The sequence below is a fragment of the Dyadobacter sp. SG02 genome, assembly GCF_900109045.1.
Taxonomy (GTDB): domain Bacteria; phylum Bacteroidota; class Bacteroidia; order Cytophagales; family Spirosomataceae; genus Dyadobacter.
Map to the genome: position 1 here is coordinate 85,480 of NZ_FNYL01000011.1, position 24,825 is coordinate 110,304.

Below are 24,825 nucleotides of genomic sequence, written 5' to 3' on the forward strand. Positions count from 1 at the left end.
TTATTTACACAAAATAAAACCCTAAATCCGCAGCGACGACTCCCGGATCACCAGCTCGGATGGCAGTACAATGCTCTCCGGAGCGAAATCCCCCGAGCCGTTCAACTGGTTGAGAAACAGACGCGAGGCTTCCATACCGATCTTCCGGCCCGGTCGATGCACGGTAGTGAGCGACGGGAATGTGTAGGCGGAGATCGGTGAATTGTCAAAACCGACGAGCCCGATGTCCTGGGGAATCCGGAGGCCTTTGTCCTTGGCCACGCGCATGGCGCCGATGGCTACCTGGTCGTTCACCCCGAAGATCGCGTCGGGCGGGGACGCCAGTTCGAGCAGGCGTTTAGTAGGTAGAATGGCGCTCTCTACATTGAAGTTGGTATTGAGAATCAAGTCCTCGCGGATGGGCATATTGTGTTTTTTCAAACAATTGATATAACCCTTGAAACGCTGTTCGGAGACGGTGAGGCCGTTGGGGCCTTTCAGATGCGCTATTTGCTTATAACCGATTGAAATTAAATGCTCTACCGCAGCGAATGCGCCATGGTAGTCGTCCACCGTGGCGCGGCTTGTTTCGAAATCCTCATATTCGCGGTCAATGAAAATAAGGGGGGTTTTGCGCTGGATGACATTTTCAAGATGCTCGTAGTAACCGGCGTCGTAAGTCTCCTGTGAAACGGAGAGGAATATACCCTCCGTACGGTTAGAGAGCAGTTTGGAAAGCGACTCTTTTTCCAGCAGGTAGCTTTCGTTGGTCACGCAGATATTGAGCGTGTAACCCATGGGCTGCAACACGGTATGCAGGCCTTCGATCACCGCGGTCTCGTAGTAATTGCTGATGGTCGGCACTACCACACCCAGCGAAGCAGTCTTTTTGTTGAGCAGGCTCAGCGACACTTCATTACGCTGGTAACCCACCTCTTTGGCATATTCCTGGATGTTCTTCCGGGTGTCTTCGTTGATCGCCGGATGGTCGTTCAACGCACGCGAAACAGTGGATGGAGAGCAGCGAAAACGGCGTGCAATGTCTTTAATCGTAACAGGACGTGAGGAATTCATGTGTTGGAATATAGCAATTAAATCTTTGAAATTTTTTCAAACGTTTGCATTCAATATTAACATATTTACATTTTGTGTTTAATTTATACAACACTATCATTGTGCAAATGTAATGGATTTACCACAATGAGTAACCTGCTGATCAAGCCCCGAACACACGATAAGACCTATCATTCCCTCACCGCCGAACAGGCTGGCTGGACGTACCTGAACTTCGAAGCTAAAATACTGGAAGCAGGCGAACAAATCGTGGGAGATACGGGCGAATATGAATATTGCTTCGCATTGCTGGGCGGGAATTTCAAGGTGGAAGCCGCCGGACAGGTCTGGGAAACGGGTAATGGCCGCAAGGACGTGTTCAGCGGGATCGGCCATGCGATGTACCTTTCGCGCCGTACACCGTTCGTGCTCACCGCGCAGTCGCCTGGTACCGACATTGCGATTTGCAAAGTGCTTTCCGACGAAGACCACCCTCCCCGCATGAAACGCCCGGAGGAAGCCGCTATCGAATACCGCGGGGGCGACAATGCCTACCGCCAGATCAACAGCCTGCTCGAACCGGGCTTCGGCTGCCACAAAATCGTTTGTGTGGAAGTGTACACCCCTTCCGGCAATTGGAGCTCCTTCCCCGCGCACAAGCACGACGAGCGCAAAGTAGCCGGGGACGGAACTTTGCTCGAAGCGAACCTCGAAGAAATCTATTTTTATAAAATCGACAAACCGCAGGGCTACGCCATCCAGCAGGTTTATACCGAAGACCGTTCGCTCGACGAGATTGTTCGTGTGAAAAACAATGAGGCCGTACTCGTTCCCAAAGGCTACCACCCGGTAGTGGCCGGCCATGGCTACAATGTGTATTATCTCAATTTCCTGGCGGGAAGCGACCAGTCGCTCGCCAACACGTCCGACCCAGACCACGACTGGATCTATGGGACCTGGAAAGGCTCCGATCCGAGACTACCGATCGTCACCGCCGAAATGAACGGATAGGCGTTTCAAATAACCACTAACATGCGCAAATACGATCTTCTTACCCTTGGCCGCTCGTCCATTGACCTCTACTCGGCCAACGTGGGCAGCCCTTTTGAAAAAATCGAGGCATTCAATGCATTTGTGGGCGGGTGCCCGCTCAATATCGCCACGGGAAGCCGTCGGCTGGGCCTGGAAACGGCCATTCTCACCGGTATCGGAAACGATCAGGTCGGGAATTTTATCAAACATTTCCTGGATAACGAGGGCATTGTTACCGAGTGGGTGCCGGTGATCGAAGGTACCCGCAGTTCGGCGGTCGTGCTGGGCATTGAGCCGCCCGACCGCTTCCCGCTGGTATATTACCGCGAAAACTGCGCGGATATCAACCTGAATATCGATCACGTATCGGCCATACCGTTCCAGGATTTCAAAGCGGCCGCATTCTCGGGCACCGCATTCAGCAAGGACCCAAGCCGTACCGCGATGTTCTACGCATTGGAACTGGCGAAGAAAAACGGCGTTACCAGGCTTCTGGACATCGATTTCCGCGCCGACCAGTGGTTCGACCCGCGTGCATTCGGGGTTACTATTCGTGCTGCTTTGAGCAGCTTCAATATTGTGGTAGGAACGGAGGAAGAGATCCTCGCCACATTTCTGACCGATAAAGAGCAGCTTTTGATTAAGCATCAGCAAATATCGGCTCCCGAAATCCGCGGGGATATCGAGAACGCGATCAATGAAATCCTGAAATCCGGCGTGGAAACGCTGGTGGTAAAGCGTGGCAAAGACGGCGCTTCGATTTTCCAGCCCGGAAAGGAAGAGGTGAAAGTCCCCGGTTTCCCGGTGGAGGTACTGAATGTCCTCGGGGCAGGCGACGCTTTCTGCGCCGGCTTCTCGTTCGGGCTGCTACGCGGCTGGGATTTGTACAAAAGCGTGCGAATGGGCAATGCGTGCGGGGCGATCATCGTCACGCGCGAAGGCTGCGCCAATTTTATGCCGGCCTATGATGAAGTAATGGAGTTTGTGAAAGGATACGGAGGTTTATAAGTTTTAAAATACAAATGGAAAAATTACAGAATTACATCAACGGCCGCTGGGTCGACAGCCATTCAAGCCATTATGTGGATGTGCTGAACCCTGCGACGCAGGAAGTATTGGCGCAGGTCCCTTACGGAACGGCACAGGACGTTGCCGACGCCGCCGCGGCTGCCCAGGAAGGTTTTCAGGAATGGAGAAATACGCCGGTTTCGAAGCGTGTACAATATTTGTTTAAACTAAAAACAATACTCGAAGACAACGCCGACGACATCGCCAGGACTATCACCCTAGAATCGGGCAAGACGTTCATCGAGGCAAAGGCCGAAATGGTGCGCGCGATCGAGAACGTGGAGAATGCCTGCGGTATGCCGACGCTCATCCAGGGCGAGTTTTCGGAAGATATTGCCAAAGGAATCGACGAGTACATGATCCGCCAGCCGCTGGGCCCGTGCGCGTGCATTGCGCCATTCAACTTCCCGGGCATGATCACATTCTGGTTCCTACCCTACGCCCTCGCTTGCGGAAACAGCTACATTATCAAACCTTCGGAAAAAGTGCCGCTGACGATGACGAAGATCGTCGCATTAATGGAAAAACTGGATCTCCCGAAAGGCGTGCTGAACCTCGTACAAGGTGCGCGCGAAACGGTGGACGCCATTCTGGAACACCCGGTCATTAAAGGAATCAGCTTTGTAGGCTCTTCCAATGTAGCCCGCTATGTGTATTCCAAAGGTTCCGCCAACGGCAAGCGCGTGCAGGCACAGGGCGGCGCCAAAAATCCGGTGATCGTGCTGCCGGATGCAGACATCGATATGACTTCTCAAATCGTGATCGACAGCGTTTACGGCTGCGCGGGCCAGCGATGCCTGGCTGCTTCGACCATCATTACCGTAGGCGAACACAAGGACATTACCGAAAGCCTGGTGGAATCGGCCAGGACTCGTAAGACCGGCTTTGGTCTGGATTCGGATGTATTAATGGGTCCGGTAATCACCGCCGAAAGCAAAACCCGCGTGCACAGCCTGATCGATAAAGGTTTGCACGAAGGCGGCCGCTTGCTGGTGGACGGACGTAATGCAAAAATCAATGGCTACGAAAATGGCAACTTCATTGCCCCAACCATCATTGAAGATATTCCCCTGGACGGCGAACTGGCATCAACCGAGATTTTCGGGCCGGTACTGAGCCTGGTACATATTAATACGATCGATGAAGCAATCCGCTTTATCAACTCCGGGAAATATGGCAACATGGCCTGCATTTTTACCAGCAGCGGTTTGAATGCCCGTCGTTTCCGCCATGAGGCCGAGGCCGGGAATATCGGTATCAATATCGGCGTGGCCGCTCCTGTGGCCCAGTTCCCGTTCTCAGGCTGGAAAGATAGCTTTTACGGCGATCTGCATGGGCAGGGCAAGCATGCGGTCGAGTTCTTCACACAGACAAAAGTTGTGATCGAGCGCTGGCTGAAAGAATGGAACAGAAAGTTTTAGAGATTGTTGATCTCCATTCATCTCCGATCTATTCATTTTTAATCATTCAATTCAGATCATTTTATTTTATTCTAATCTATTCCCGTCGACTTAAGTCGACGGCAAGGGATAATCAAGAATTTAAGAAATAAACATTTTTAAAAATCTCTTACCCGCCGACTTGAGTCGACGGCAAGGATAATCGAGAATTTAACATAAACACTTAAAAATCTCTTACCGTCGACTTTAGTCGGCGGATGCAACTCGCTCGCAACTTCTGAAGATGACAAAAAAACTCAAAACCGGTGTGATCGGACTGGGCCGGATTGGCCAGATCCACCTTGCCAACCTGGTGCACCATATGCCGGATGCGGAAGTCGTTATCGCTTCCGACCTCTCGCCCGCTGCACATGCATTTGCACGCGACCTGGGTGTACCCGAGGTTGTTACCGATGCTTACGATGTGATCAACCACCCGGATGTGGAGGCGGTGATCATTTGCTCGCCTACGCCATTTCACGTGCCTTACACCGTGGCTGCGGCAGAAAAAGGAAAGCACATTTTCTGTGAAAAACCGCTCGACGTAACGCTGGAAGCCATTCAGGCTGCTGAAAAGGCTGTTGCCGAGAACAATGTGAAGCTAATGCTCGGCTTCAACCGCCGGTTCGATGCTAATTTTATGAATGTAAGACACCTCGTCGTGAACGAGAAAATCGGCGAGCCGCACATTCTCCGCATTACCAGCCGCGACCCGGCACCTCCGCCGGTGGAGTACCTGAAAGTTTCGGGCGGAATTTTCCTCGATATGTCCATCCACGACTTCGATATGGCCCGCTACATTGTGGGAAGCGAGGTCAAGGAAGTATTCGTAAAAGGCGACGCACTTATTCATCCCGAGATTAAAGAATTCGGCGATATAGACACCGCTGTAATCGTATTAACATTCGAAAATGGCGCAATAGGCGTCATCGACAATAGCCGTAAGGCTGTGTACGGCTACGACCAGCGCCTGGAAATCTTCGGTTCCAAAGGAATGGCAAAGGCGGAAAACAATACCACCGATACGCTCATTCATTTCGACAGCAATGGCGGCCACAGCTCGTTACCGCTCCATTTCTTCCTCGAAAGATATGAAACGGCGTACCGGGTCTGCCTTAAAACATTCATCGATTGCGTGTTGAAAGACACCCCTTCGCCGGTCGATGCACACGACGGCCTGATGGCGACCGCGATCGGTATCGCCGCCATGAAGTCGCTGACCGAAGGCAGGAGCGTAAAACTGGATGAGGTGCTGCAATATGCCACCGCGCAGGTTTAAGCTGGAACTGTTCAAAAATTCATAAGTTTGGACACTTTAAAACAGGTCAAATCCCGATTTAATTAACTAACCCTTTCACAAGCATGTCCAATACCGGTCTGCAATCGCTGGATTACATAGTATTTTTCATCTATCTGATAGGCGTTTCCGCTTACGGTTACTGGATTTATAAAAAGAAAAGCTCGAAAGAGGTTAGTTCGACCGACTATTTCCTCGCCGAGGGCTCGCTGACGTTCTGGGCGATTGGTGCTTCCATCATCGCTTCGAACATTTCGGCCGAGCACTTTATCGGGATGTCGGGGTCGGGATTTGCCATTGGTCTGGCCATTTCTTCTTACGAATGGATGGCCGCAGCCTCACTGATCGTCGTCGCATTGTTTATTCTGCCGGTGTATCTCAAAAACAAAATATACACCATGCCGCAATTCCTGCGGGAAAGGTATAATCCTACGGTGGCGACGATCATGGCGGTTTTCTGGCTCTTATTGTACGTATTTGTAAACCTTACGTCCATCCTCTACCTCGGCGCCCTCGCGCTCGAAGTGACCGCTGGAATTGACTTTCAGTACGCGATCGTCGGCCTGGGGCTATTCGCAGTCGTGATCACGATCGGCGGGATGAAGGTAATCGGCTATACCGACGTAGTGCAGGTAATTGTGCTCGTTTTGGGCGGTCTCGCAACTACATATCTTGCATTGGACCTGGTATCACAGCATTTCAACAGACCAGGAATCTTCAATGCGCTGGGTTTGCTCCGCGAGCAGGCCGATTCGCATTTCCATATGATCCTGCCGAAAGATCATGCTTTCTACAAAGATCTTCCCGGTCTGTCGGTAATTCTCGGCGCGATGTGGATCAACAACCTCGCCTATTTCGGCTGCAACCAGTACATTATCCAACGTAGCCTCGGCGCCAACTTACCCACCGCGCGGAAAGGGATTCTTTTCGCAGCGCTGCTCAAACTGCTTATTCCGATCATCGTCGTTATCCCGGGCATTGCCGCATTTGTATTATACCAAAACGGTATGTTCCAGCAGGAAATGCTCGCCGGCAACGTAGTAAAACCCGACCATGCCTACCCTGTTTTACTTAATCTTCTGCCTGCGGGTTTAAAAGGAATGGCATTTGCCGCGCTCACCGCCGCCATCGTGGCGTCGCTGGCCGGTAAAGCCAACAGTATCTCAACGATATTTACATTAGACATTTACAAACAGTACATCGCCCCGCACGCCACCGAGCGCCAGCTTGTGCGCATTGGCCGCTACACGATCTACGTCGCGATGGGTATCGGTGTCCTCATTGCCCCGCAACTGAGGGTGCTCGATCAGGCCTACCAGTTCATTCAGGAATACAGCAGCTTCATTACCCCGGGCGTGTTTGCCATATTCATTTTGGGAATGTTCTGGAAACGGACTACTTCCGCCGCTGCTTTGTCAGCCGCATTGCTGACAATCCCGTTGTCGACCGCAGGCAAGTTTATGTATCCCGAAATCCCGTTCCTTGACCGTATGGGCTACATTTTCCTGATCCTCTGCGCCGTGATCGCCGCCATTTCCCTCGCCGATCCGAAAAGCAAAGACAATCCGAAAAGCCTGAAAATCGACGCTTCGATGTTCCAGCCCGGCAGAAGTTTCGTGATTGGTTCGGTGCTGATATGCGGTGTACTGGCAGCTTTATACACGATATTCTGGTAACCAATCCAATGCTACTAACAACCCGCCAACTCTTTGAAAAATGCTATGGCCGCTACGCCATACCGGCTGTGAATGTGTTTTTCATGGAAGAAATCCACGGCCTTTTCGCTGCGGCACAAGAGGCAAATGCACCTTTTATCGTGCAGACAACTCCCTTCGCGCGGGATTACGCGCATGCGGACATGCTCCTGTCCATGATAGGCGCGGCCGCGCGCATTTACCCGCGCGTCACGTACGCGATCCATATGGACCACGGTTATGAAGAACATATTTTCGACGCGATCAGCAAAGGCGGCTATACTTCCGTGATGATCGACGCTTCACACGACAGTTTTGAGAAAAATGTGGCCCGTACCAAAGCCGTAGTAACCGCGGCGCATGCCAAAGGCATCAGCGTGGAAGCCGAGCTGGGCGTGCTGGCCGGCGTCGAAGACGACCTGACCGTGGATGCAGCGCATTCATTTTATACCAATCCGCAGCAGGTCGAGGACTTTGTGAATGCCACTGACTGCGATAGTCTCGCCATTGCGGTGGGTACCAGTCACGGCGCCTACAAATTTTCAGGCGGACAAGGGTTGCAATTCCACATTCTGAAAGAAATCCAAAAGCGCTTGCCGGGCTTCCCGCTCGTATTGCACGGCGGCTCTAATGTCGTTCCGGAAGTGATCGAACGCGTTAATGCAGCCGGTGGACAGTTGAAAACCGATGCAAAAGGCGTGCAGGAAGAAGAAGTAAGGAAGGCTATTCCGCTGGGAATCTGCAAGATCAACATTGCTACCGACACCCGTTTGCTCTGGACGATGGTGAACCGCGAGTTTTTCCGCGACCGCCCCGAAGAATTTGCCCCCACTACCCCGGGGAAGATTTTTATGGAGGAATACAAAAAGTTTATGCTCAAAAAGTTCGACCTGTTCGGCTGCACGGACAAGGCGGGCGATTTCAGCAGCATTATCAGCTGACTCTGTTTCGAACAGTAAATATTCAAAGACATGACCAAACGACTCACGGTGGCTCAGGCTACCATCATGTTTCTAAAAAACCAGTACATCGAACGCGACGGCATCGAGGAACCTTATTTTGGTGGCTGTTTCGGCATTTTCGGGCATGGCAATGTGGCCGGGCTCGGTCAGGCGTTGCAAGAAAACCCCGATTTCCGCTACTACCAATGCCGCAACGAGCAATCGATGGTGCATACCGCGGTAGCCTACGCGAAAGTTAAAAACCGCCTGGGCGCATTCGTTTGCACCACATCGATCGGGCCCGGTGCGACCAATATGCTCACCGGAGCCGCATTGGCGACCATTAACCGGTTACCTGTACTGCTGCTGCCGGGCGATATCTTCGCTACCCGCGAACCTAACCCCGTTTTGCAGCAGCTCGAAAGCGCCGCTTCGCAGGATATTTCGGTGAATGATTGTTTCAAACCTGTTTCCAAATATTGGGACCGCATTAACCGCCCCGAACAACTTATTTACTCCCTCCCGGAAGTGATGCGGGTGCTGACCTCACAAGCGGAAATGGGCGCGGTGACACTCTCGATGCCGCAGGATGTGCAGACGCACGCTTACGATTTTCCAGAATCATTATTCCAAAAACGCGTGTGGCATGTCGGAAGGCCGCGGCCCGACCTGGTAACCTTGCAGAAAGCCGCCGAATGGATCAAATCGGCAAGTAAACCGGTGATTGTAGCAGGTGGTGGCGCCATTTACAGCGGCGCAAGCGAAACGCTTCATGCATTTGCTTCTAAAACCGGTATTCCGGTTGGCGAAACTTTTGCAGGAAAAGGTGCGGTACGCTTCGACACGCCTTACAGCATCGGCGGCCTGGGGGCTACCGGTACCAAATATGCGATCGATGTAGCTAATCAGGCTGACCTTGTCATCGGTATCGGCACGCGTTACAGTGATTTTACGACGGCTTCGAAATCGATTTTCAAAAATCCGGATGTCCGTTTTATCAATATCAATATCAGTGAGTTTGATGCTTTCAAACATGCCGCATTGCCCGTGATCGGGGACGCGAAAGCGGTACTGGAAGAGTTGGCCGGGCTTTTGGGTAACCACGAGGTCGCGGCGGATTATCGCCGGCATATTGCCGACATCAATAAGGCCTGGAACGACGAGGTAACCCAAATTTATGCCGAGGGTAACAGTACCGTTCCGCCGATCGACCAGGCAGTTGTTATCGGGACGCTGAACAGCTTCATGGACGACCGTGACGTGATGATCAATGCATCCGGCAGTGCACCGGGCGACCTGCACAAGCTATGGCGCGCCACCGACCCGAAAAACTTCCACCTCGAATACGGCTTTTCCTGCATGGGCTACGAGATCGCGGCCGGTCTTGGCGCCAAAATGGCCGATCCTACCCGCGAAGTGTATGTGCTCTGTGGCGACGGAGGTTATTTGATGAACAATCACGAGATCGTAACGGCCATTCAGGAAGGCGTGCGGTTTACGATCCTGCTTTTGAACAACAACGGCTACGCAAGCATCGGCGGGCTATCGGAAAGCATTGGTAGCGAGCGCTTTGGCACGATGTACAAATTCCGCGAAAACGAAACCGGCCAGCTGTCCGGTGGCTTCCTGCCCGTGGACCTGGCGAAGAATGCGGAAAGCCTCGGCGCGAACGTCATCCGCGCTACCGACCGTCAATCGCTGGAAAGTGCATTGGCACAATCCAAAACCGCCGACCGCACCACCGTCATTTACATCGAAACCAGCCTCTACCGCACCGTGAAGGGCTACCACGCATGGTGGGAAGTACCAGTAGCAGAAGTTTCGACATCGGAACAGGTGCAAAAGGCATTTGAAACTTACCGCGAGAACAAGAAAACGCAACGGATATTTTTATAATGAACTTCGAAAACATCAAACTCGGGGTTGCTCCTATTAACTGGACCAACGATGATATGCCGGAGCTCGGCGGCGAGAATACATTCGAGCAATGCGTGAGCGAAATGGCACTGGCCGGATTTACGGGCTGCGAAGTGGGCAACAAGTTTCCCCGCGATACCAACGTGCTGAAAAAAGCATTGGAACTCCGCGGCTTGCAGATTTGCAACCAATGGAACAGCTATGAACTGACGACCAAATCCTTCGCCGAAAACCGCGAAAATTTTGTCAGACTGCTCGATTTCCTCGAAATCATGGGTGCAAAAGTGATCGGTGGAGGTGAAACAGGCAACAGCTGCCAGGGTCAAATGAACGTGCCGGTATTTGAAGGCAAGGGGATGCTGAAAACCCGCGAAGAATGGGACAGTTTCACCTACGGCCTGGACGAACTGGGCAAGATCGCGCGCGACCGGGGTATGAAGCTTGCGTTTCACCACCACATGGGTACCTGCATTCAAACGATGGAAGAAACCGACCGGTTGCTCAACGAAACCAACCCCGACTATGTATTCCTGAACTACGATTGCGGGCATTTCCATTTCGCAGGTGAAGATCCGGTGGCGGCATTGAACAAATACATCGGCCGCACCGCGCATATACACCTGAAAGACGTACGCCCCCAAGTGCTCCAACGCGTACACGACGAGCACCTGAGCTTCCTGACGGCCGTCAAAAACGGCGTATTCACCGTTCCGGGCGATGCAGAAGGCTGCATTGATTTCCCATCCCTTTTCGCGATCATCAAAGAAAGTAACTACGCCGGCTGGATCGTCCTTGAAGCCGAACAAGACCCCGCCAAAGCAAACCCGCTGGAATACGCGATTATCGCGCGGAATTTTTTCAGGGGATTGACAGGGATTTAAGCACTCATTCCTTCATAAATCGCCATTGGTCCGGCAGGTAGTTTTGGTTTTTTCAAAACCCGCCGGATCGATGGCGAAAGTTTTGTTAGCTCAAAATAGGTGTTATTTGACGCATCAGGCTCGATGTGCTTCGATGACAGTAGCCTGTTCGCTGCTTCGAGTAACGCTACCGCTTGATCCCTCGTGACAGACGGGAAGTCATCCAGAAAATCGTCGAGCGAAACACCGGCTTCGAGGTGGTCAAAAAGCGTATCGATAGGCACCCTGGTTCCACTGAAAACAGGCTGCCCGCTCAATATTTCCGGGTCGATCGTAACTATCTCTTGAATTCCCATACTTTTCTTACGCTTCATCTTTGAAAAGGTAACAACTTTGTAGTACAAATTAATAAATTTTCGGGCGAAGCATTGCTCCAACCGCCACATTTCCCCTTCCCGCGACGTAACAGCAATATATTACCGATTAACCCCGATTGCTTTACGGCCTATGATATCAGTTTACGCATTACTTTAAACTGAACACTATGTTAAATATCAAACGATTACATCTTCTCTATGTCCTGATTTTTGCGCTGGCGGTGGTGGGTTGTAAGGACAAGGATGTCGACCCGGCCGTCGCAACCATCGATTCTACTACCACGGCGGATTATCCCGATATCAATAGCTGGATCTACGATGTGATGGACGATGCGTATTTCTGGTACAAAAATTTGCCGGCGAAAAGCAGCCTCGACGCCACCATCGATCCTCATGATTATTTTGAAAAACTGGTCTATCAGCGCACAACCGTCGACCGCTTTTCCATGGTTACGGAAGACTTCGACGCATTGCAGAACGAGTTCAACGGTATCAGCAAAATTTTCGGGATCAGCTATTCGCTGTCCTACATTGATAATGGCAAGTCGAACCTCGCGGCATTCCTTAACTACGTGGTGAAGGGCAGCCCGGCGGAAACGGCGGGTTTGAAACGCGGCGATATTCTGATGAAGGTCAATGGCACGCAACTGACTTCCAGCAATTATACGTCACTGCTCAGCGCCAACGAAACGGCCACATTCACGCTGGGAGAAATTTCCGGCTCAGCCATCGTGGCGAGCAGCAAGACGGTAACCATGACCAAAGCGCAGGTTAGCGAAGATCCTGTGCTTTTCTCCACAATGATTTCAAAACCCGAGTATAATAAAACAATCGGCTACCTGGTTTACACGCAATTTGTCCCCGGCACCGACACCGACGACTCTAAATACGACAACGAGTTGCGTCAGGTTTTTGCGGATTTTAAAAGCAAGGGGGTAAATGAGCTGGTACTCGATCTCCGGTTCAATCCGGGAGGGTATATCAGCTCGGCGGAAACGCTTGCGTCACTGATCGGGACTGGCGTGTCGAGTTCCAAAATCTTTTACAAAGAGCAGTGGAACAATAAATACACCGCTTACTGGCAAAAAATGAAGGGGCCGGATGCATTGAACTACCCTTTCCAGAATGAAGCAAATAATATAGGCAGCGCATTGAGCCGTGTGTTCGTTCTGACATCCAACGGCACGGCGTCGGCCAGCGAACTGGTTATCAATGGGTTGAAACCCTACATGAGTGTCATCAAAATCGGTGAACATACAGCAGGCAAGAACCTCTTCGGCCAACTGGTCGACGACGACCGGGGGCGCTGGAAATGGGGTATGTACATCATGCTGGGGCAGACGGCCAATGCGAACGGCGAGTCGGACTACGGTACCATCGATGGTATGACGCCCGATTACGAAGTCGAGGATTCGACGGTGCCCTACCTGCCTTTTGGTGATGAAAATGAAACGCTGCTCCGCAAAGCACTCGACATTATGGGTATCCCTGCTCCGGACGGGCAACGACTCGCCGCGACCCGGAGCGTCGACAGCTTCCGCAAAATGCTCCATGACGACCTCCAAACGAAGGAGAACCGCATGATCCGCCGCGGAAATATCAGGGCTATCCCTCAGTAAACTCTCACATACATATTGTTCACTCGACCGGGCCTGCACTTGCGGGCCCGGTCCGTTTTCAGTCCGTTCCATCAAAAAAGGAGGCGACCGGCATCCTTTTTGTTGTATTTACCTTACTTTTGAATCCCGATTTTTACTCACGTCCGGTATGAAGGCAACGATATGAAGTGGAATGCTTTACATATTCTTCTGTTAATTCTCTTTTACGTGCCGTTTGCCCAGGCGCAAAACAAGCATACTTATCGTTTCAACAACAATTTGCAAGTGGCGCAGCCCGAATGCGGGCCCGATCTGCAACTCGCGGCGTCGCTGGGTTCCTGCGCCGCGGGAACTTTGCCGGGAATATTCGCACGGGACATGCTTCCGTGCGGCGTTCAGAGAGCTGTTTATCATAACAATCTCAACTGGGGTTTTATGTATCCCAATACCGACGGCTTTGTGGGGGAAACTTACACCATCCAGCTTTACCTGAAAGTGACCAGCTGGGGACCTACCTGGACCCGCATTATCGATTTTTCGAACGGTGCGCTCGACAATGGTATCTATTTCAAAAATACACCGAATTCCACTGAACGCTGCCTCGATTTTTACCCTAACGGCATCCAGGGAAACTGCCCGTTTTTTGATAATTCAACCTACTACCTCCTTACATTCACGCGCGACGGCGCTACGGGCAAGGTGAGCGTGTACGTTGATAATCAACTTTTTACCGTATATAACGATACCGGGAAAAACTACGTCGGAAAAGCGGGCACGCCGATCTACATTTTCCGCGATGACCAGGTCAAAACCTGTGAATCGGGCGAAGCGAACTTCGCCTATCTCGTATTCCATAACAAGTATTTCTCCCAAACCGACGTCAACAAATCATTCTCGGAGATTTGTTTTGAAGCTAATATCAACCCCTACGCTGACTTTTCTATCTCGCCAAATCCTACCTGCGAGTTCCCCAAAAACATTGAAGTAAAATACACCGGCTCCATTCCCGCACCGGGAACGGGCTACGATTTCAAATGGGAATGGGACGGCGCTACGGTGGTATCGGGCTCGGGCATGGGGCCCTATGTTTTGAGCTGGAATTCGCCCGGAACCAAGAATGTGACGCTCACCGTCACCAGTCAGGGATGTGCCAATAAACTGGAAAACCGCAAACAGGCCATCATCAGCAACCTGGAACTCACAACGGATGTGATCGCGGGGAATTGCGACACCGGTACGGAAGGCTCAATTGCGCTCACCCCCAAAGATGGCCTCGCACCTTATCAATATTCGATGGATTCTGTCAGCTACCAGGCTTCGAATGTATTCAAAAAGCCGGCGGGTAATTATCGGGTGTTTGTCAAAGATGCGAACAACTGTGTGGTGGGCAAAAATGTAACACTGCAATTCACTAGTGATATCAACGTCCGCATTATGCCGGATACCACCGTTTGCGAGGGGCAGTCGGTGCAACTGATGACGGAAAGCAATGCGCAGTCTTTCAAATGGTCGCCCGAGGCCAGCCTCGATAATGCGGCCAGTCGCGAGCCTGTTGCAACGCCACCGGCAACCACTTCCTACATTGTAACGGCTACCAAAGGCTTTTGCACGCAAACCGACACTATCCGTGTCGGCGTAGCGCCGAAGATCGAAGTAAACGTTACACCCGACGCTCTGGTCGAATACAATGTTCCTTTTCAGCTTTATGCGACGTCGCCGCAGATCACTAACTACGCCCGAACGAGATTCCTCTGGACACCGGCTACGGGCTTAAACGACGTCAATATTCAAAGTCCCATTGCCATTTTGCAGGAAGACCAGTCCTACACCGTGGATGTAACGTCCGAGCTGGGCTGTACCGGTACAGGGACGGTAAACCTTTCCATTAAACGCCAGGAAAATATCGTCATTCCGACTGCATTTTCGCCCAACGGCGATGGCCGTAACGAGGTATTGCTACCGGTTATCAACGGCATCGAATCGATCCGCTATTTCCGCATTTACAATCGTTGGGGACAAATCGTATTCTTCACCGACCAGCTCAATACCGGCTGGGACGGCTCTTTCAAAGGCGCAGCGGCCATTTCAGGTACTTACGTGTGGGAAATCGAAGGCGTTTCGACTAAGGGAAAGGTCATCAGCAAGCGGGGAGCTGTGATGTTGTTGCAATAAGCGACCGCCGACCGCCGATACTGTTCAAGCATTGCGAATCGGCGGTCGGTCGTCGGCGGTTATCTTTACCTGCTTATCCAGCTAAACTCATACGCCAGATCCGGAATGCGGGTACGGTCGGCGATTCTTCTGAGGCGTGCGGGCAGGGCCATGAGGTAATCTCTTGCTTTTTCGGCCTTTTCGTTGATATCGCGCACGGAACCGATGTTCCATTCTGTGAGCAAATCTTCGAGAATGTCGATATAATCCAGGGTCGTGTACACGCCCAGGCGTTGCGCGGCGTCAGAGAAGTGGGAGAACGTTTCACCCATTTTCATCCCCGTTTCACGCATAAAGTGTGCGGGCATCACGATCTTTTTCCTCATCATATCTTCCAAAGCCAGCATCAGCTCCGAAGGATCCACTTCCAGAATGCGGGTTACGAACGTCTTGTAGGCTTTCGCATGACGCATTTCGTCGGAAGCGATCACACCGCATATTTTCGACAAATGCGGGTTACCGAATTTCTTCGCGAGGGTAGCCGTGCGACGGTGCGAGACGTTGGTGGCAAGCTCCTGAAACGACGTGTAAATAAAGTTTCGGTAAGGGTCACGATCGGTACCGATATCGAAACCGTCGGCGATGAGGTATTGCGTAGACACCTCCATCGCACGCATATTCACGCGGCCCGAGAGGTAAAGGTACTTGTTGAGCAGGTCGCCGTGGCGGTTTTCCTCGGCCGTCCAGGCACGCACCCACTTCACCCAGCCGGATTCCGGCTCGTCGACCTGGTTGATACCGATCACGTCCACCAGCCACGATTCGTAGGTAGGCAATGCTTCTTCGGTAATCGTATCGCCTATTAGCACAGCAATGTAGTCGTAAGGCAGATCGCGGCAGCTTTCCTGCAAAAGCTTCACTTCATGCAAAAAATTCTCTCTTGTTGCATCAGGCAGGAAGTCAGCGGGTTGCCAGTTTTCCTCGATCGGTTTAAGGTACTCGCCAATGAGCCCATCGAGGTCTTTGCCTATATGTTTCATTACTTCAAGCCTTTCGGCTGAAAGCGTAATATCCATTTGTATTTTGATTTAAACACTATTGACTATTTTACAAATAACGTGAATAATACGTAAGTTTTGAATGACTATTGTCATTTCACGTTTTAGAATTTGGAGTAACCAAAACAGATTTAGACTATTTTTGCAGAAAAAATAAGAATGAGAAAAATCCTCGATTACGTTCTGAGTACCCTCTACCTGATCCATTTCGGCCTAACACTCTTAGTTTTCCATGTCATACAGGTCATCGCATTCAACGTCTTCGGCAAAAAGGCGCACAAAGTGTCGGTCGACTGGCTTAATTTTTCCCTCACATTCGGGCTCTATCTGACCGGTGCTAATATCAAGCTCAAAAACCTTGCCCAGCTGCCCGACAACCGGCCACTCATATTCGTAGCCAACCACCAGAGCAGCTACGACATTTCCCCCGTTTATTGGTACATGCGGAAATACAGCCCGCGTTTTGTTTCCAAAATAGAACTCGCCAAGGGCGTTCCCAGCATTTCGTACAACCTCCGCAAAAGCGGCGCGGCGCTTATCAACCGCAAGGACAGCAAGCAGGCAATTACGGAGATAGCGCGACTGGGCAAACTAATCCAGGACGAAAAGGCATCCGCGATTATTTTCCCCGAAGGTACCCGCACTGCGAGCGGGAGTATGAAACAATTTCAGTCGGGCGGGGTAGCCACTTTACTGAAACGCGCCCCCGATGCGCTCATCGTTCCGGTGGCGATCGATGGCACGGGCGCAATGAACCCCAAGGGTATTTTCCCCCTGAAATCATTCTGTACGCTGAATTTCACTGTACTCCCGGGCATTGAACCGGCCGGAAGAAAGGTGGAAGAAGTACTGGCGGAAGCGCAGGAAGAAATCAGGAAGCTGATCGAGCCGGCAAGCGCTGCCGTCGGGTCCTGATCCCGTGATAGTGCGTTTTGGAGCTGATATCCAAGCCGTTAAGTTGTCTTAACAATCGTTAACAATCCCCATTTAAACCTCTGCCGCGCGAGGCCCTCTAACCCACAAACATTAAAACTTTTGGGTTATGAAAAAGATACTTTTTGCCGCAGTGGTTCTTGCATTAGGATTCACCAATGCTTCCGCCCAATATGGTCCGCGTTACGACTACCGCAACGGCGCCAACCATGAGAGAATGTCGGACATTAACCGACTCCAAAGAGAAGCACGACAAAATATAGCCAACGGTGTGCAGTGGGGCACGCTCACTTCCCGTGAGGCGAACATGCTCATGAACCGCTACGAAAACATCCAGGACAAGGAGCGGCAATTCGCCCGCCATGGCCGTTTATCAAACCGCGAGGAAAGAATTCTCCGCAACGACTTGCACGAACTCATGTCGGATACGCGCCGCCTCAGCCGCGACCGCGACCGCTGGTCACGCGATGGTCGTCAGAGAGGCAGATACTAAGATTTTAAAGGTTATAGTTGAAGGTTTAGGGTAATGCAAAAAGCACCGGGACGTTGGCCCGGTGCTTTTTTATTCGTTTTTGAAATACCTTACCAGTTTCACATGCGATTTTTCGAACCCCTCGCGCTGGTAGAACCTGTGCGCCTGCTCGCGCGTAGCCCGCGAAGTCACTTCCATCTGGATCGCCCCCTCCCCTTTCGCGAATGCGGTCACATGCTTCATCAACGCATTCCCTACCTTTTGCGACCGGTATTCCGGCTCCACATACATTTCCTGGATCTCCGAAACCAATGCGGCGTGATGTAACAACGGCTGAATATGGCAACTCACCATTCCGACGGGCTGGCCATCCTGTTCGGCGAGAAAATAGGTGATATTCGGGCTGGTGACGTTACGCTCGAAGGCTGCGTTGAAGCCCGGCCGGTCGAGGACCATATTTTCGAGGCTGCATATCATTTGGTAAATAGTCTCGCGGTCGGTAGCCTCTGCGCGACGGATGGTAACGGGTGCCTGCACGTGGGTAATGGGTTGGGTGAGCGGCACAAATTACGCCGGGCGGCGCTTAAAGGCAAGGATATGGGCTATTTCTCGGGCCAGATAACCGGCCCGCGCGTATCTTCTCCGCGGACGGTGCGGGTAAATTCCTTCATTTCTTCCTGTGAGAGTTTGGAAAGGTCGAAGCGCGTACCGTCGCAACGATATACCACACAGACATAGCAGGACATATAAGTCATTGTATAATCGAAAACGACCTCATCTTTGATCTTCCCGACGGTAACCATCAGCATTTCCTCCTGCTTTTGCGTTTTTAGAGAGTCGATTTTCGCTCTAAGCCAGGGCAGATTCCGAACGGGGTCTTTTACACCACAAACATTCAAAGTCGAGGAAACGGTTTTGTCTTTACAAGAAAATATAAGTGCCAGCGAACATAAAAGCAGAAGTTTTCTCATAGGGTTGGGAATGATAAAAGTGAATTGAAAATGAGACACGTTATTTCCAAAAACAGTTGTAACCTTATATATCCGGTTAAATACCCTGCCCGATATTTTTATTATTTTAACAAACGGTTACAAAATTTAAATTACATTTGAAAAACCTCATCAACCCGACAAATAATGAAGCAAGTTGTACTCGCAATTGCGCTGCTCATTTCTTTTCAAAGCCGCGGTCAAATTACATTCATCAACGATAATACTTCCTGGGAATCTCTTTCAAAAACAGCCCGAAAAGAACGAAAGCTCATCTTTATACAACTCGAAGGTCATGAATGCGAACATTGCAACGAAGTGGCTACCAAAGGTTTCAGCAGTCCGGAGTTGAAAGATATTTACCAGAAGAATTTCATCGCCATCCGCAGCAATGTGGATACAGACAACGGCCGGAAACTGGCTGAAAAATTCCAGGTTAAGCATGCGTTGGTGTCACTCTATGTTGATACGGAAGGTAATATCCTCAACCGTTTTAACGGATCTACGAGCAATTCAAAGATATATCTGGAAAATGCACAAGTGGCGCTCGACCGAAAAGGAGGCAAACAACTGAGTGATTTTGAAAAAGAATATCAAAACGGTGAAAGGTCGGCCGGCTTTTTAAAGGCATATATTCAAAAACGCCGTGAGATTAATATGCCGACCAACGATTTGCTGGATGAATATGTAGGCAAGTTACCGGTCGATTCCATTACCAGCTTTCAGGTGGTAAAATTCATTTATCAGCAAGGGCCCGCCATGGATAGTCGCGCCTATAAGGTGGTTCAGGCACTTGTTCCTTATCAAATGATCGATAGTTTGTATAAATCGGTCCCATCGCACGAAGCTTCCGCATTTAACAGCGGCATTATCGGGAGTACCATGCGAAAAGCGATCGAGCAAAAGAACCCCAACCTTGCATATCAAAGCGCTTCTTTTTTACAGAATGCCTACAACAAGGACTTCGGTAAAGGTAGACTGGCTTTTGAACGGAATATGGCGCAGTATTTTTTCGCCGTGAAAGATACGGCCTCGTATTTCCAAACCATCCGCACCCTGATCCAGCAACACCATCTGATACTGACAGTGGATTCGCTGAAAAGAATGGACACCGAAATGTTGAAAAAAAACCTGGCAAACCAGACACCGCTTGGGCCAGCCGGTGAAAAGCAGGCAGTACGCTTTGCGCCGCCGTCGCAGCATTTCCACATGGAGCTGAATGAACATGCCTGGCATTTTTACCAGATGAACAGCAATCCGCGAGACCTTGAACTTGCATTAATGTGGTCGAAACGATCGATGGAATGGCACGAAGAATTACGCCGGGATAAAAATCACCTACCGCTGGGTAACCCGGCATACATTGACACTTACGCGCACTTACTTTACAAACTGGGCCGGAAGGACGAGGCCATTGAATGGCAAACCAAAGCCGTAGAGGCCCAAAAGGTCACCGGCATGTCGTGGGTTTCTATGGAAAAGGACCTCAATGAAATGAAGACCGGGACACTGAAATGGTAGTAGAAGGGCAGCTGAAACTGCCCTTCTACTTTTATACAAACGCACTTTCCCCAGTGATGGCCCTGCCGACGATCAGGGAGTTGATTTCCTTTGTGCCTTCGTAAGAATAAATGGCTTCGGCATCCGCCACAAAGCGGGCGATGTCGTATTCGAGCAATATGCCGTTGCCGCCGAAAAGCTCACGTGCATGGTCTACGATCGAGCGCATGCGCAGGGTGCAGAACACTTTTGCGAGCGACGCATGCTCGTCCGCGAGGTCGCCCGCGTCCTGCAATTGGGATAACCTGTAAACCATCGTCTGCATCGCGGTAAGGTCGCCCAGCATGGTTACCAATAGGTCCTGTACCAATTGAAACCCGGCTATCGGCCGCCCGAACTGCCTTCTTTCCATTGTGTATTTCAGCGCCAGCTCGTACGCGCCCCGACCGCACCCGACCGCCTGCCACGCCACACCCGCGCGCGTCATGCGCAGGACATTAGCAGTGTCCTTGAATGAGTTCGCATTTTGAAGCCGGTCGGCCTCCGGTACGCGGCAGTCTGTTAATGTGATCAAAGCATTCTGAACAGTACGCAGCGCCATTTTATCCTCCATTTTCTCGGCTTTGAAACCGGGGTTTTCCTTCCGCACGATAAACCCTTTCACCTGATTGTCGTCCAGATCACGCGCCCAGATAATCGTAATATCCGAGAAAGTTGCATTGCCGATCCATTTCTTCTGCCCGTTGATCACCCATTCGTCACCTTCCCGCTTGCAGGTAGTGGTGAGTCCACCCGCGGCACCGGAGCCCACTTCCGGTTCCGTGAGGCCAAATGCACCGATCAGCTCCATACGTTGCATTACAGGCAGCCACTGCTGCTTCTGCTCTTCCGAGCCGCACAGGTAAATCGAACCCATCGCAAGGCCGCTGTGGACGCCGAAGAATGTGGAAACAGATGAATCGATACGCGCCATTTCCATGGCGATGAACCCTTCCAGCAACGCCGATCGTCCGGCACAGCCATATCCCTGGTAGGTAAGGCCACAAATATCCAGCTTGGCCATGAGCGGGATAATATGTTTGGGAAACTGTGCATTGTTCCAATAGTAATTAGCAATCGGCTTGATTTCCGTTTCCATGAACTCGCGCACTTTGAGCTGTATTTCCCGGTCTTCGGGCGTGAGTGTTGATGCCAGCTCATAGAAATCGCCATTCACAACCGGCGGCGCTTTCTTTTTGCCTGAACCAGCCTGCATGAATTTCAGCATTTTACCGAGGTCTTCCTCACTCATTTTAGAGACGATCCCCATCAACTTGTTAAGGTCTACTTTTTGGGAAAGCCTGGCGACGGCTTCGATATCGATGGTTTTGAGCAGATTGCGTAGCTGGGAAATGGATTTGAAAAGGTTCATAACGTTTGTTGGGTTGTGATTTGATAAAGAGTCGGCGCCGGAGGCTCTCTACTGCACACCATTAAAAATGTAGCGCGCCAGGAATGAAATTTGCAGGTATCGCCCTAAACCTGAAAAACCATGAAAGCGAAAACCAACAATGTGGAAGGCGGCTCACCGAGCCAGGGTGGCCCGAAGAGCAAGTCGAAACAACGCGACGATAGCCATAAACCTTCCGGGCTTCTCAAAGAGGAAGCCATCCAAAAGTCCGAAAAGGGGAATATGACCAAAAAGAAAGGCTATAACGAAACGCCGGAAACAGTTCCGGTGAAAGGTGAAAAGGAATGAAACAGGGCTATTTCATCGTCGCTTCGAGCGCGGCCGCGAGGTATACCATCGGCGCATTCCAGTTGATGGCGATCTCGTTGGAAGCGTATGAACAGTCTTGGTCGGCGAATGATTCGTCGGCAAATTTGTTCGGGTAGCCAGTGCATTTGTCCTGTTGCCCCGGGTTAGGCCCACCTGAAAGCAAACCCGGCACCGGGTCCACGATCCCGTCGGCAATGGACGGCCGGTGGTGTGGGTGCATAACCCTTTTTGAGCCAAAGCCTGTCAGGAAACAATAGCCTGTCGCATTGCGACCGAGCAGGTAATCGAGGTTACCCAGGGCCGCCTGAAGATATTTCTGGTCCTTTGACAAGCTGTGGGCGTACATTAATGCAATACCCTGGTTCGCAGCCACCGAACTGCTTCCCCAGGCATAATCCTGCGCCGTCTTGCCCATTACGGTGTGGTATGGTTGCTTTTCCAGGTCCGAGAGGAGTTGATCGCAATAAGTCAGAACGTTTTTCCGCAATGCCGCCGATTGCTCCGCAGGCAACTTTAATTTTTCGGCGAAACGCAACAGTGTGTAGTATCCCAATGTTTTCACCTGGCTCCAAGTCGGCAGCGCCATAGGTTGCTGTAATTCGAGGTCGATTTCTTTGATATACTCTGGTTTGCCCGTCGTGGCATACATTTCACTAGCCGCCCATATCCACTCGTCCTTCACAGAACGATCTCCATAGGCGCCGGTAACGACATCGGGATCGAACTGTTTGTTCATCGCATCCTGGTTATACATGACCGCAGGATGCTTCCGAGCCCATTCCCAGCCTTTCACCGCAGCTGTCGTGCAGGAATCGGCCAGACCGGGAAATTTATTGTCAAAATTTTTGAACACCCTCGACGCCTGCGCCATTACCGCTACGAAGTCGAGCGTCGCTGCGGCGCCTTTCTGTACCACATACCGGGGATTTTTAGCGGCATCCGGCATAACCATCCCGTCGAAACGCGGGTTGGTCAGTTTATGGTACACACCTCCATCGGCCAGGTCCTGCATGGTTAACATCCATCGCAGGTTCCAGGCAACCTCATCGAGCAAGTCGGGAACGCCGTTATTACTTTCGGGGATATTGAGGTTAAAATCTTCAAAATACAGCGGGTAATCTTCGTACAACGAGAGCAAGGTCCCCATGGTAATGCCCGAATTGACGATGTATTTATTATAATCCCCTGCATCATACCAACCTCGTGCAGAGGAAATTACGGCATTTTCGGGTCGCCCCTCGGAGATTGCAGATGCATGGATGAGGACTTTATCGTCGGGATGCCCGGCTGGCCGGGCCCATTTTCCTGCAAACTTTTCAGGAAGTTCGACGGAGGCGCGCTGGTAATAAAAGCCCTTCAATGCAGCCTCGGCCACATCCCGGTGAACGCGGCTAGCAATGCGGAATGTCGCCGATTTTCCAAGTCCTGCTATTTCAATAATATAAGAACCCGGCTTACGTAGCCCGCTAAAATCAGCTATACGCGTATGCCTGCCGGAATGCTGACTGGTGCGCACACCTCCGAGCTTACCTTTCAAAATCGTTTTCCCCGATTTGGAATCCTTAATTTCAAAGGCATCACCTTCCTCGGCAGCGATAACGGCCATCTTTGGCGCTGTCGGGTAAAACCCGATCTGATTCAAACGGATGGCGTCCGAATGCTGCTGCGCAAGCGCAGGCGAGAGAAACAAACCAAAAACAGCCAGCGACGCGACCAAATGCGGGAATACCTTCATTGATTTTTCTGAAATGGATTTTACTTCAAAATCACAAAGCAACCCGATGGCCAACTTTACCTCAATCCTGCAATTCTTTTACGGGATGTTCGATATTGGTACCGGTGATTACCAGTCGGTGGTACTCGCCCCATTTCCGAAGCTCTTCGATCAGCGGTTCGAGTGTATGGGCGTGTGCAGTGCGCTCGTATTCGATCACGGGCGGGAACGAATCGTACACCTTTCGTTCAACCAGCAAGTTCATTTCCAGCTCTTTCAGCTCCTTCGACAGCATTCTCGGCGTGATGTTCGGAATAGCATTCTGTAATTCCATGAACCGCCTGTTACCCAGTGCCATCGCAATAAGAATAGAAATCTTCCATTTTCCGCTGATCACATCCAGCGCGTCTCGGACCGGCAGGATCATTTCGCGGCATTCGGGATGGTTTTCTTTAAAATTCTCTTTCATAGCATTCTCCTTCAAAGCATTTTTAATCGACCTTTTTCGGCCCCACCGAGTCATAAACCACTACTTTTTCCCATAGGTGCGAATATTGCTCGATAAATTCGAGATGGATCGGGTGCGTCTGATAGATTTCCTCCTCGATGATATTCTTGAAAAAGCACATCCATGATACCGTGTAATCTTTGACGATGACGGAGCGATTGGTTACCGCCGGCTTGCCGATGTGTACAAACTGGATCGACGGCACCTTGGCCAGCTTATGCAATCCTTCCAACAGCTGTGTCTCGTGCTGCGCGTTGTTAGGTTCTTTGAGGTAAAAGAAAACGTGATGAATAAACAGCTCTTTGGTCCTTTCCGGCTCGGCGGTGATTGAGGAAACAGAGGCTAGCGAAGCCAATCCCGCATTTTGCAGGAACTTTCTTCTTGATTGATCTTCCATGAATTGAGAGCAAAACGGACAGCGGAGAGGTTCCGCGTTTTGGCTTCAAGGATAACGCTTATTTGCCCATTATCAAAATAGCAACCCTG

The 24,825-nt window shown here is 51.1% G+C and carries 23 protein-coding genes; 14 read left to right on the top strand and 9 right to left on the bottom strand.

What is annotated here, in order from left to right; translation table 11 throughout:
• Positions 1–21: 21 nt before the first annotated feature.
• On the bottom strand, positions 22–1,053 hold the full coding sequence (locus BMW93_RS23965; RefSeq protein WP_090382325.1) for a LacI family DNA-binding transcriptional regulator: 1,032 nt from the start codon (positions 1,051–1,053) through the stop codon (positions 22–24).
• A gap of 126 nt (positions 1,054–1,179) precedes the next feature.
• On the opposite strand from BMW93_RS23965, the gene iolB reads away from it, so the two are divergent.
• The 8 genes from iolB to iolE all read left to right on the top strand — a co-directional run bounded on the left by iolB (position 1,180) and on the right by iolE (position 11,301).
• Positions 1,180–2,043, top strand: a complete 864-nt coding sequence (gene iolB / locus BMW93_RS23970; RefSeq protein ID WP_090382327.1) for a 5-deoxy-glucuronate isomerase — start codon at positions 1,180–1,182, stop codon at positions 2,041–2,043.
• Between the two features lie 21 nt (positions 2,044–2,064).
• Positions 2,065–3,072 carry a 5-dehydro-2-deoxygluconokinase gene (gene iolC / locus BMW93_RS23975; protein ID WP_090382330.1) on the top strand — a complete coding sequence of 336 codons (1,008 nt, stop codon included), beginning with the start codon at positions 2,065–2,067 and terminating at the stop codon, positions 3,070–3,072.
• 14 nt (positions 3,073–3,086) lie between these two features.
• The gene (locus BMW93_RS23980; RefSeq protein ID WP_090382334.1) at positions 3,087–4,553 is read left to right on the top strand and encodes a CoA-acylating methylmalonate-semialdehyde dehydrogenase; all 1,467 of its coding nucleotides are present in this window, start codon (positions 3,087–3,089) and stop codon (positions 4,551–4,553) included.
• 262 nt (positions 4,554–4,815) lie between these two features.
• Positions 4,816–5,850 (top strand): inositol 2-dehydrogenase, encoded by a 1,035-nt coding sequence (iolG, locus tag BMW93_RS23985; protein ID WP_090382336.1) that lies wholly within the window; start codon positions 4,816–4,818, stop codon positions 5,848–5,850.
• An 83-nt stretch (positions 5,851–5,933) separates the two neighbouring features.
• Complete coding sequence (locus BMW93_RS23990; RefSeq protein ID WP_090382338.1) at positions 5,934–7,544, top strand: sodium:solute symporter family transporter; 1,611 nt, start codon at positions 5,934–5,936, stop codon at positions 7,542–7,544.
• Positions 7,545–7,552: 8 nt separating this feature from the next.
• A complete protein-coding gene (locus BMW93_RS23995) occupies positions 7,553–8,503 on the top strand; it encodes a class II fructose-bisphosphate aldolase (protein ID WP_090382341.1) in 951 nt (316 codons plus the stop codon).
• A gap of 30 nt (positions 8,504–8,533) precedes the next feature.
• On the top strand, positions 8,534–10,399 hold the full coding sequence (gene iolD / locus BMW93_RS24000; RefSeq protein WP_090382343.1) for a 3D-(3,5/4)-trihydroxycyclohexane-1,2-dione acylhydrolase (decyclizing): 1,866 nt from the start codon (positions 8,534–8,536) through the stop codon (positions 10,397–10,399).
• Positions 10,399–11,301 (top strand): myo-inosose-2 dehydratase, encoded by a 903-nt coding sequence (iolE, locus tag BMW93_RS24005; protein WP_090382346.1) that lies wholly within the window; start codon positions 10,399–10,401, stop codon positions 11,299–11,301. Before iolD ends, iolE begins: the two co-directional genes overlap by 1 nt.
• On the opposite strand, the gene BMW93_RS35920 is transcribed toward iolE, so the two are convergent.
• Positions 11,298–11,636: a DUF433 domain-containing protein gene (locus BMW93_RS35920; protein WP_229240750.1), complete on the bottom strand. Its 339-nt coding sequence runs from the start codon at positions 11,634–11,636 to the stop codon at positions 11,298–11,300. The genes iolE and BMW93_RS35920 overlap by 4 nt on opposite strands.
• A 188-nt stretch (positions 11,637–11,824) precedes the next feature.
• Here BMW93_RS35920 and BMW93_RS24015 point away from each other — a divergent pair, with 188 nt between their 5' ends.
• The gene (locus tag BMW93_RS24015; RefSeq protein ID WP_229240752.1) at positions 11,825–13,276 is read left to right on the top strand and encodes a S41 family peptidase; all 1,452 of its coding nucleotides are present in this window, start codon (positions 11,825–11,827) and stop codon (positions 13,274–13,276) included.
• A gap of 162 nt (positions 13,277–13,438) precedes the next feature.
• Positions 13,439–15,427 carry a gliding motility-associated C-terminal domain-containing protein gene (locus BMW93_RS24020; RefSeq protein WP_090382348.1) on the top strand — a complete coding sequence of 663 codons (1,989 nt, stop codon included), beginning with the start codon at positions 13,439–13,441 and terminating at the stop codon, positions 15,425–15,427.
• A 65-nt stretch (positions 15,428–15,492) separates the two neighbouring features.
• Here the strand turns inward: BMW93_RS24020 and BMW93_RS24025 are convergent, their stop codons facing one another.
• Positions 15,493–16,482: an acyl-ACP desaturase gene (locus BMW93_RS24025; protein WP_090382350.1), complete on the bottom strand. Its 990-nt coding sequence runs from the start codon at positions 16,480–16,482 to the stop codon at positions 15,493–15,495.
• 141 nt (positions 16,483–16,623) lie between these two features.
• Here BMW93_RS24025 and BMW93_RS24030 point away from each other — a divergent pair, with 141 nt between their 5' ends.
• Both BMW93_RS24030 and BMW93_RS24035 read left to right on the top strand, forming a co-directional pair.
• Positions 16,624–17,379 carry a 1-acyl-sn-glycerol-3-phosphate acyltransferase gene (locus BMW93_RS24030; RefSeq protein WP_090382353.1) on the top strand — a complete coding sequence of 252 codons (756 nt, stop codon included), beginning with the start codon at positions 16,624–16,626 and terminating at the stop codon, positions 17,377–17,379.
• A gap of 127 nt (positions 17,380–17,506) precedes the next feature.
• Positions 17,507–17,890 carry a hypothetical protein gene (locus tag BMW93_RS24035; protein WP_090382355.1) on the top strand — a complete coding sequence of 128 codons (384 nt, stop codon included), beginning with the start codon at positions 17,507–17,509 and terminating at the stop codon, positions 17,888–17,890.
• A gap of 69 nt (positions 17,891–17,959) precedes the next feature.
• Here the strand turns inward: BMW93_RS24035 and BMW93_RS24040 are convergent, their stop codons facing one another.
• Together BMW93_RS24040 and BMW93_RS35265 are read right to left on the bottom strand one after the other, a co-directional pair.
• The gene (locus BMW93_RS24040; RefSeq protein ID WP_229240754.1) at positions 17,960–18,433 is read right to left on the bottom strand and encodes a GNAT family N-acetyltransferase; all 474 of its coding nucleotides are present in this window, start codon (positions 18,431–18,433) and stop codon (positions 17,960–17,962) included.
• 38 nt (positions 18,434–18,471) lie between these two features.
• The gene (locus BMW93_RS35265; RefSeq protein WP_143061715.1) at positions 18,472–18,840 is read right to left on the bottom strand and encodes a hypothetical protein; all 369 of its coding nucleotides are present in this window, start codon (positions 18,838–18,840) and stop codon (positions 18,472–18,474) included.
• Positions 18,841–19,005: 165 nt separating this feature from the next.
• Here BMW93_RS35265 and BMW93_RS24050 point away from each other — a divergent pair, with 165 nt between their 5' ends.
• Positions 19,006–20,379, top strand: a complete 1,374-nt coding sequence (locus BMW93_RS24050; RefSeq protein WP_090382363.1) for a hypothetical protein — start codon at positions 19,006–19,008, stop codon at positions 20,377–20,379.
• Positions 20,380–20,410: 31 nt separating this feature from the next.
• On the opposite strand, the gene BMW93_RS24055 is transcribed toward BMW93_RS24050, so the two are convergent.
• Entirely contained in the window at positions 20,411–21,769 is a 1,359-nt protein-coding gene (locus tag BMW93_RS24055) for an acyl-CoA dehydrogenase family protein (RefSeq protein ID WP_090382366.1), read from the bottom strand.
• A gap of 120 nt (positions 21,770–21,889) precedes the next feature.
• On the opposite strand from BMW93_RS24055, the gene BMW93_RS24060 reads away from it, so the two are divergent.
• Complete coding sequence (locus BMW93_RS24060; RefSeq protein WP_090382367.1) at positions 21,890–22,096, top strand: hypothetical protein; 207 nt, start codon at positions 21,890–21,892, stop codon at positions 22,094–22,096.
• Positions 22,097–22,103: 7 nt separating this feature from the next.
• Here BMW93_RS24060 and BMW93_RS24065 read toward each other — a convergent pair whose 3' ends face one another.
• From BMW93_RS24065 to BMW93_RS24075, 3 genes are all read right to left on the bottom strand, one after another.
• A complete protein-coding gene (locus tag BMW93_RS24065; RefSeq protein ID WP_090382369.1) occupies positions 22,104–23,852 on the bottom strand; it encodes a glycoside hydrolase family 9 protein in 1,749 nt (582 codons plus the stop codon).
• A 61-nt stretch (positions 23,853–23,913) separates the two neighbouring features.
• Complete coding sequence (locus BMW93_RS24070) at positions 23,914–24,300, bottom strand: helix-turn-helix domain-containing protein (RefSeq protein WP_090382371.1); 387 nt, start codon at positions 24,298–24,300, stop codon at positions 23,914–23,916.
• 22 nt (positions 24,301–24,322) lie between these two features.
• The gene (locus BMW93_RS24075; protein ID WP_090382373.1) at positions 24,323–24,736 is read right to left on the bottom strand and encodes a Dabb family protein; all 414 of its coding nucleotides are present in this window, start codon (positions 24,734–24,736) and stop codon (positions 24,323–24,325) included.
• Between the last annotated feature and the right edge of the window lie 89 nt (positions 24,737–24,825).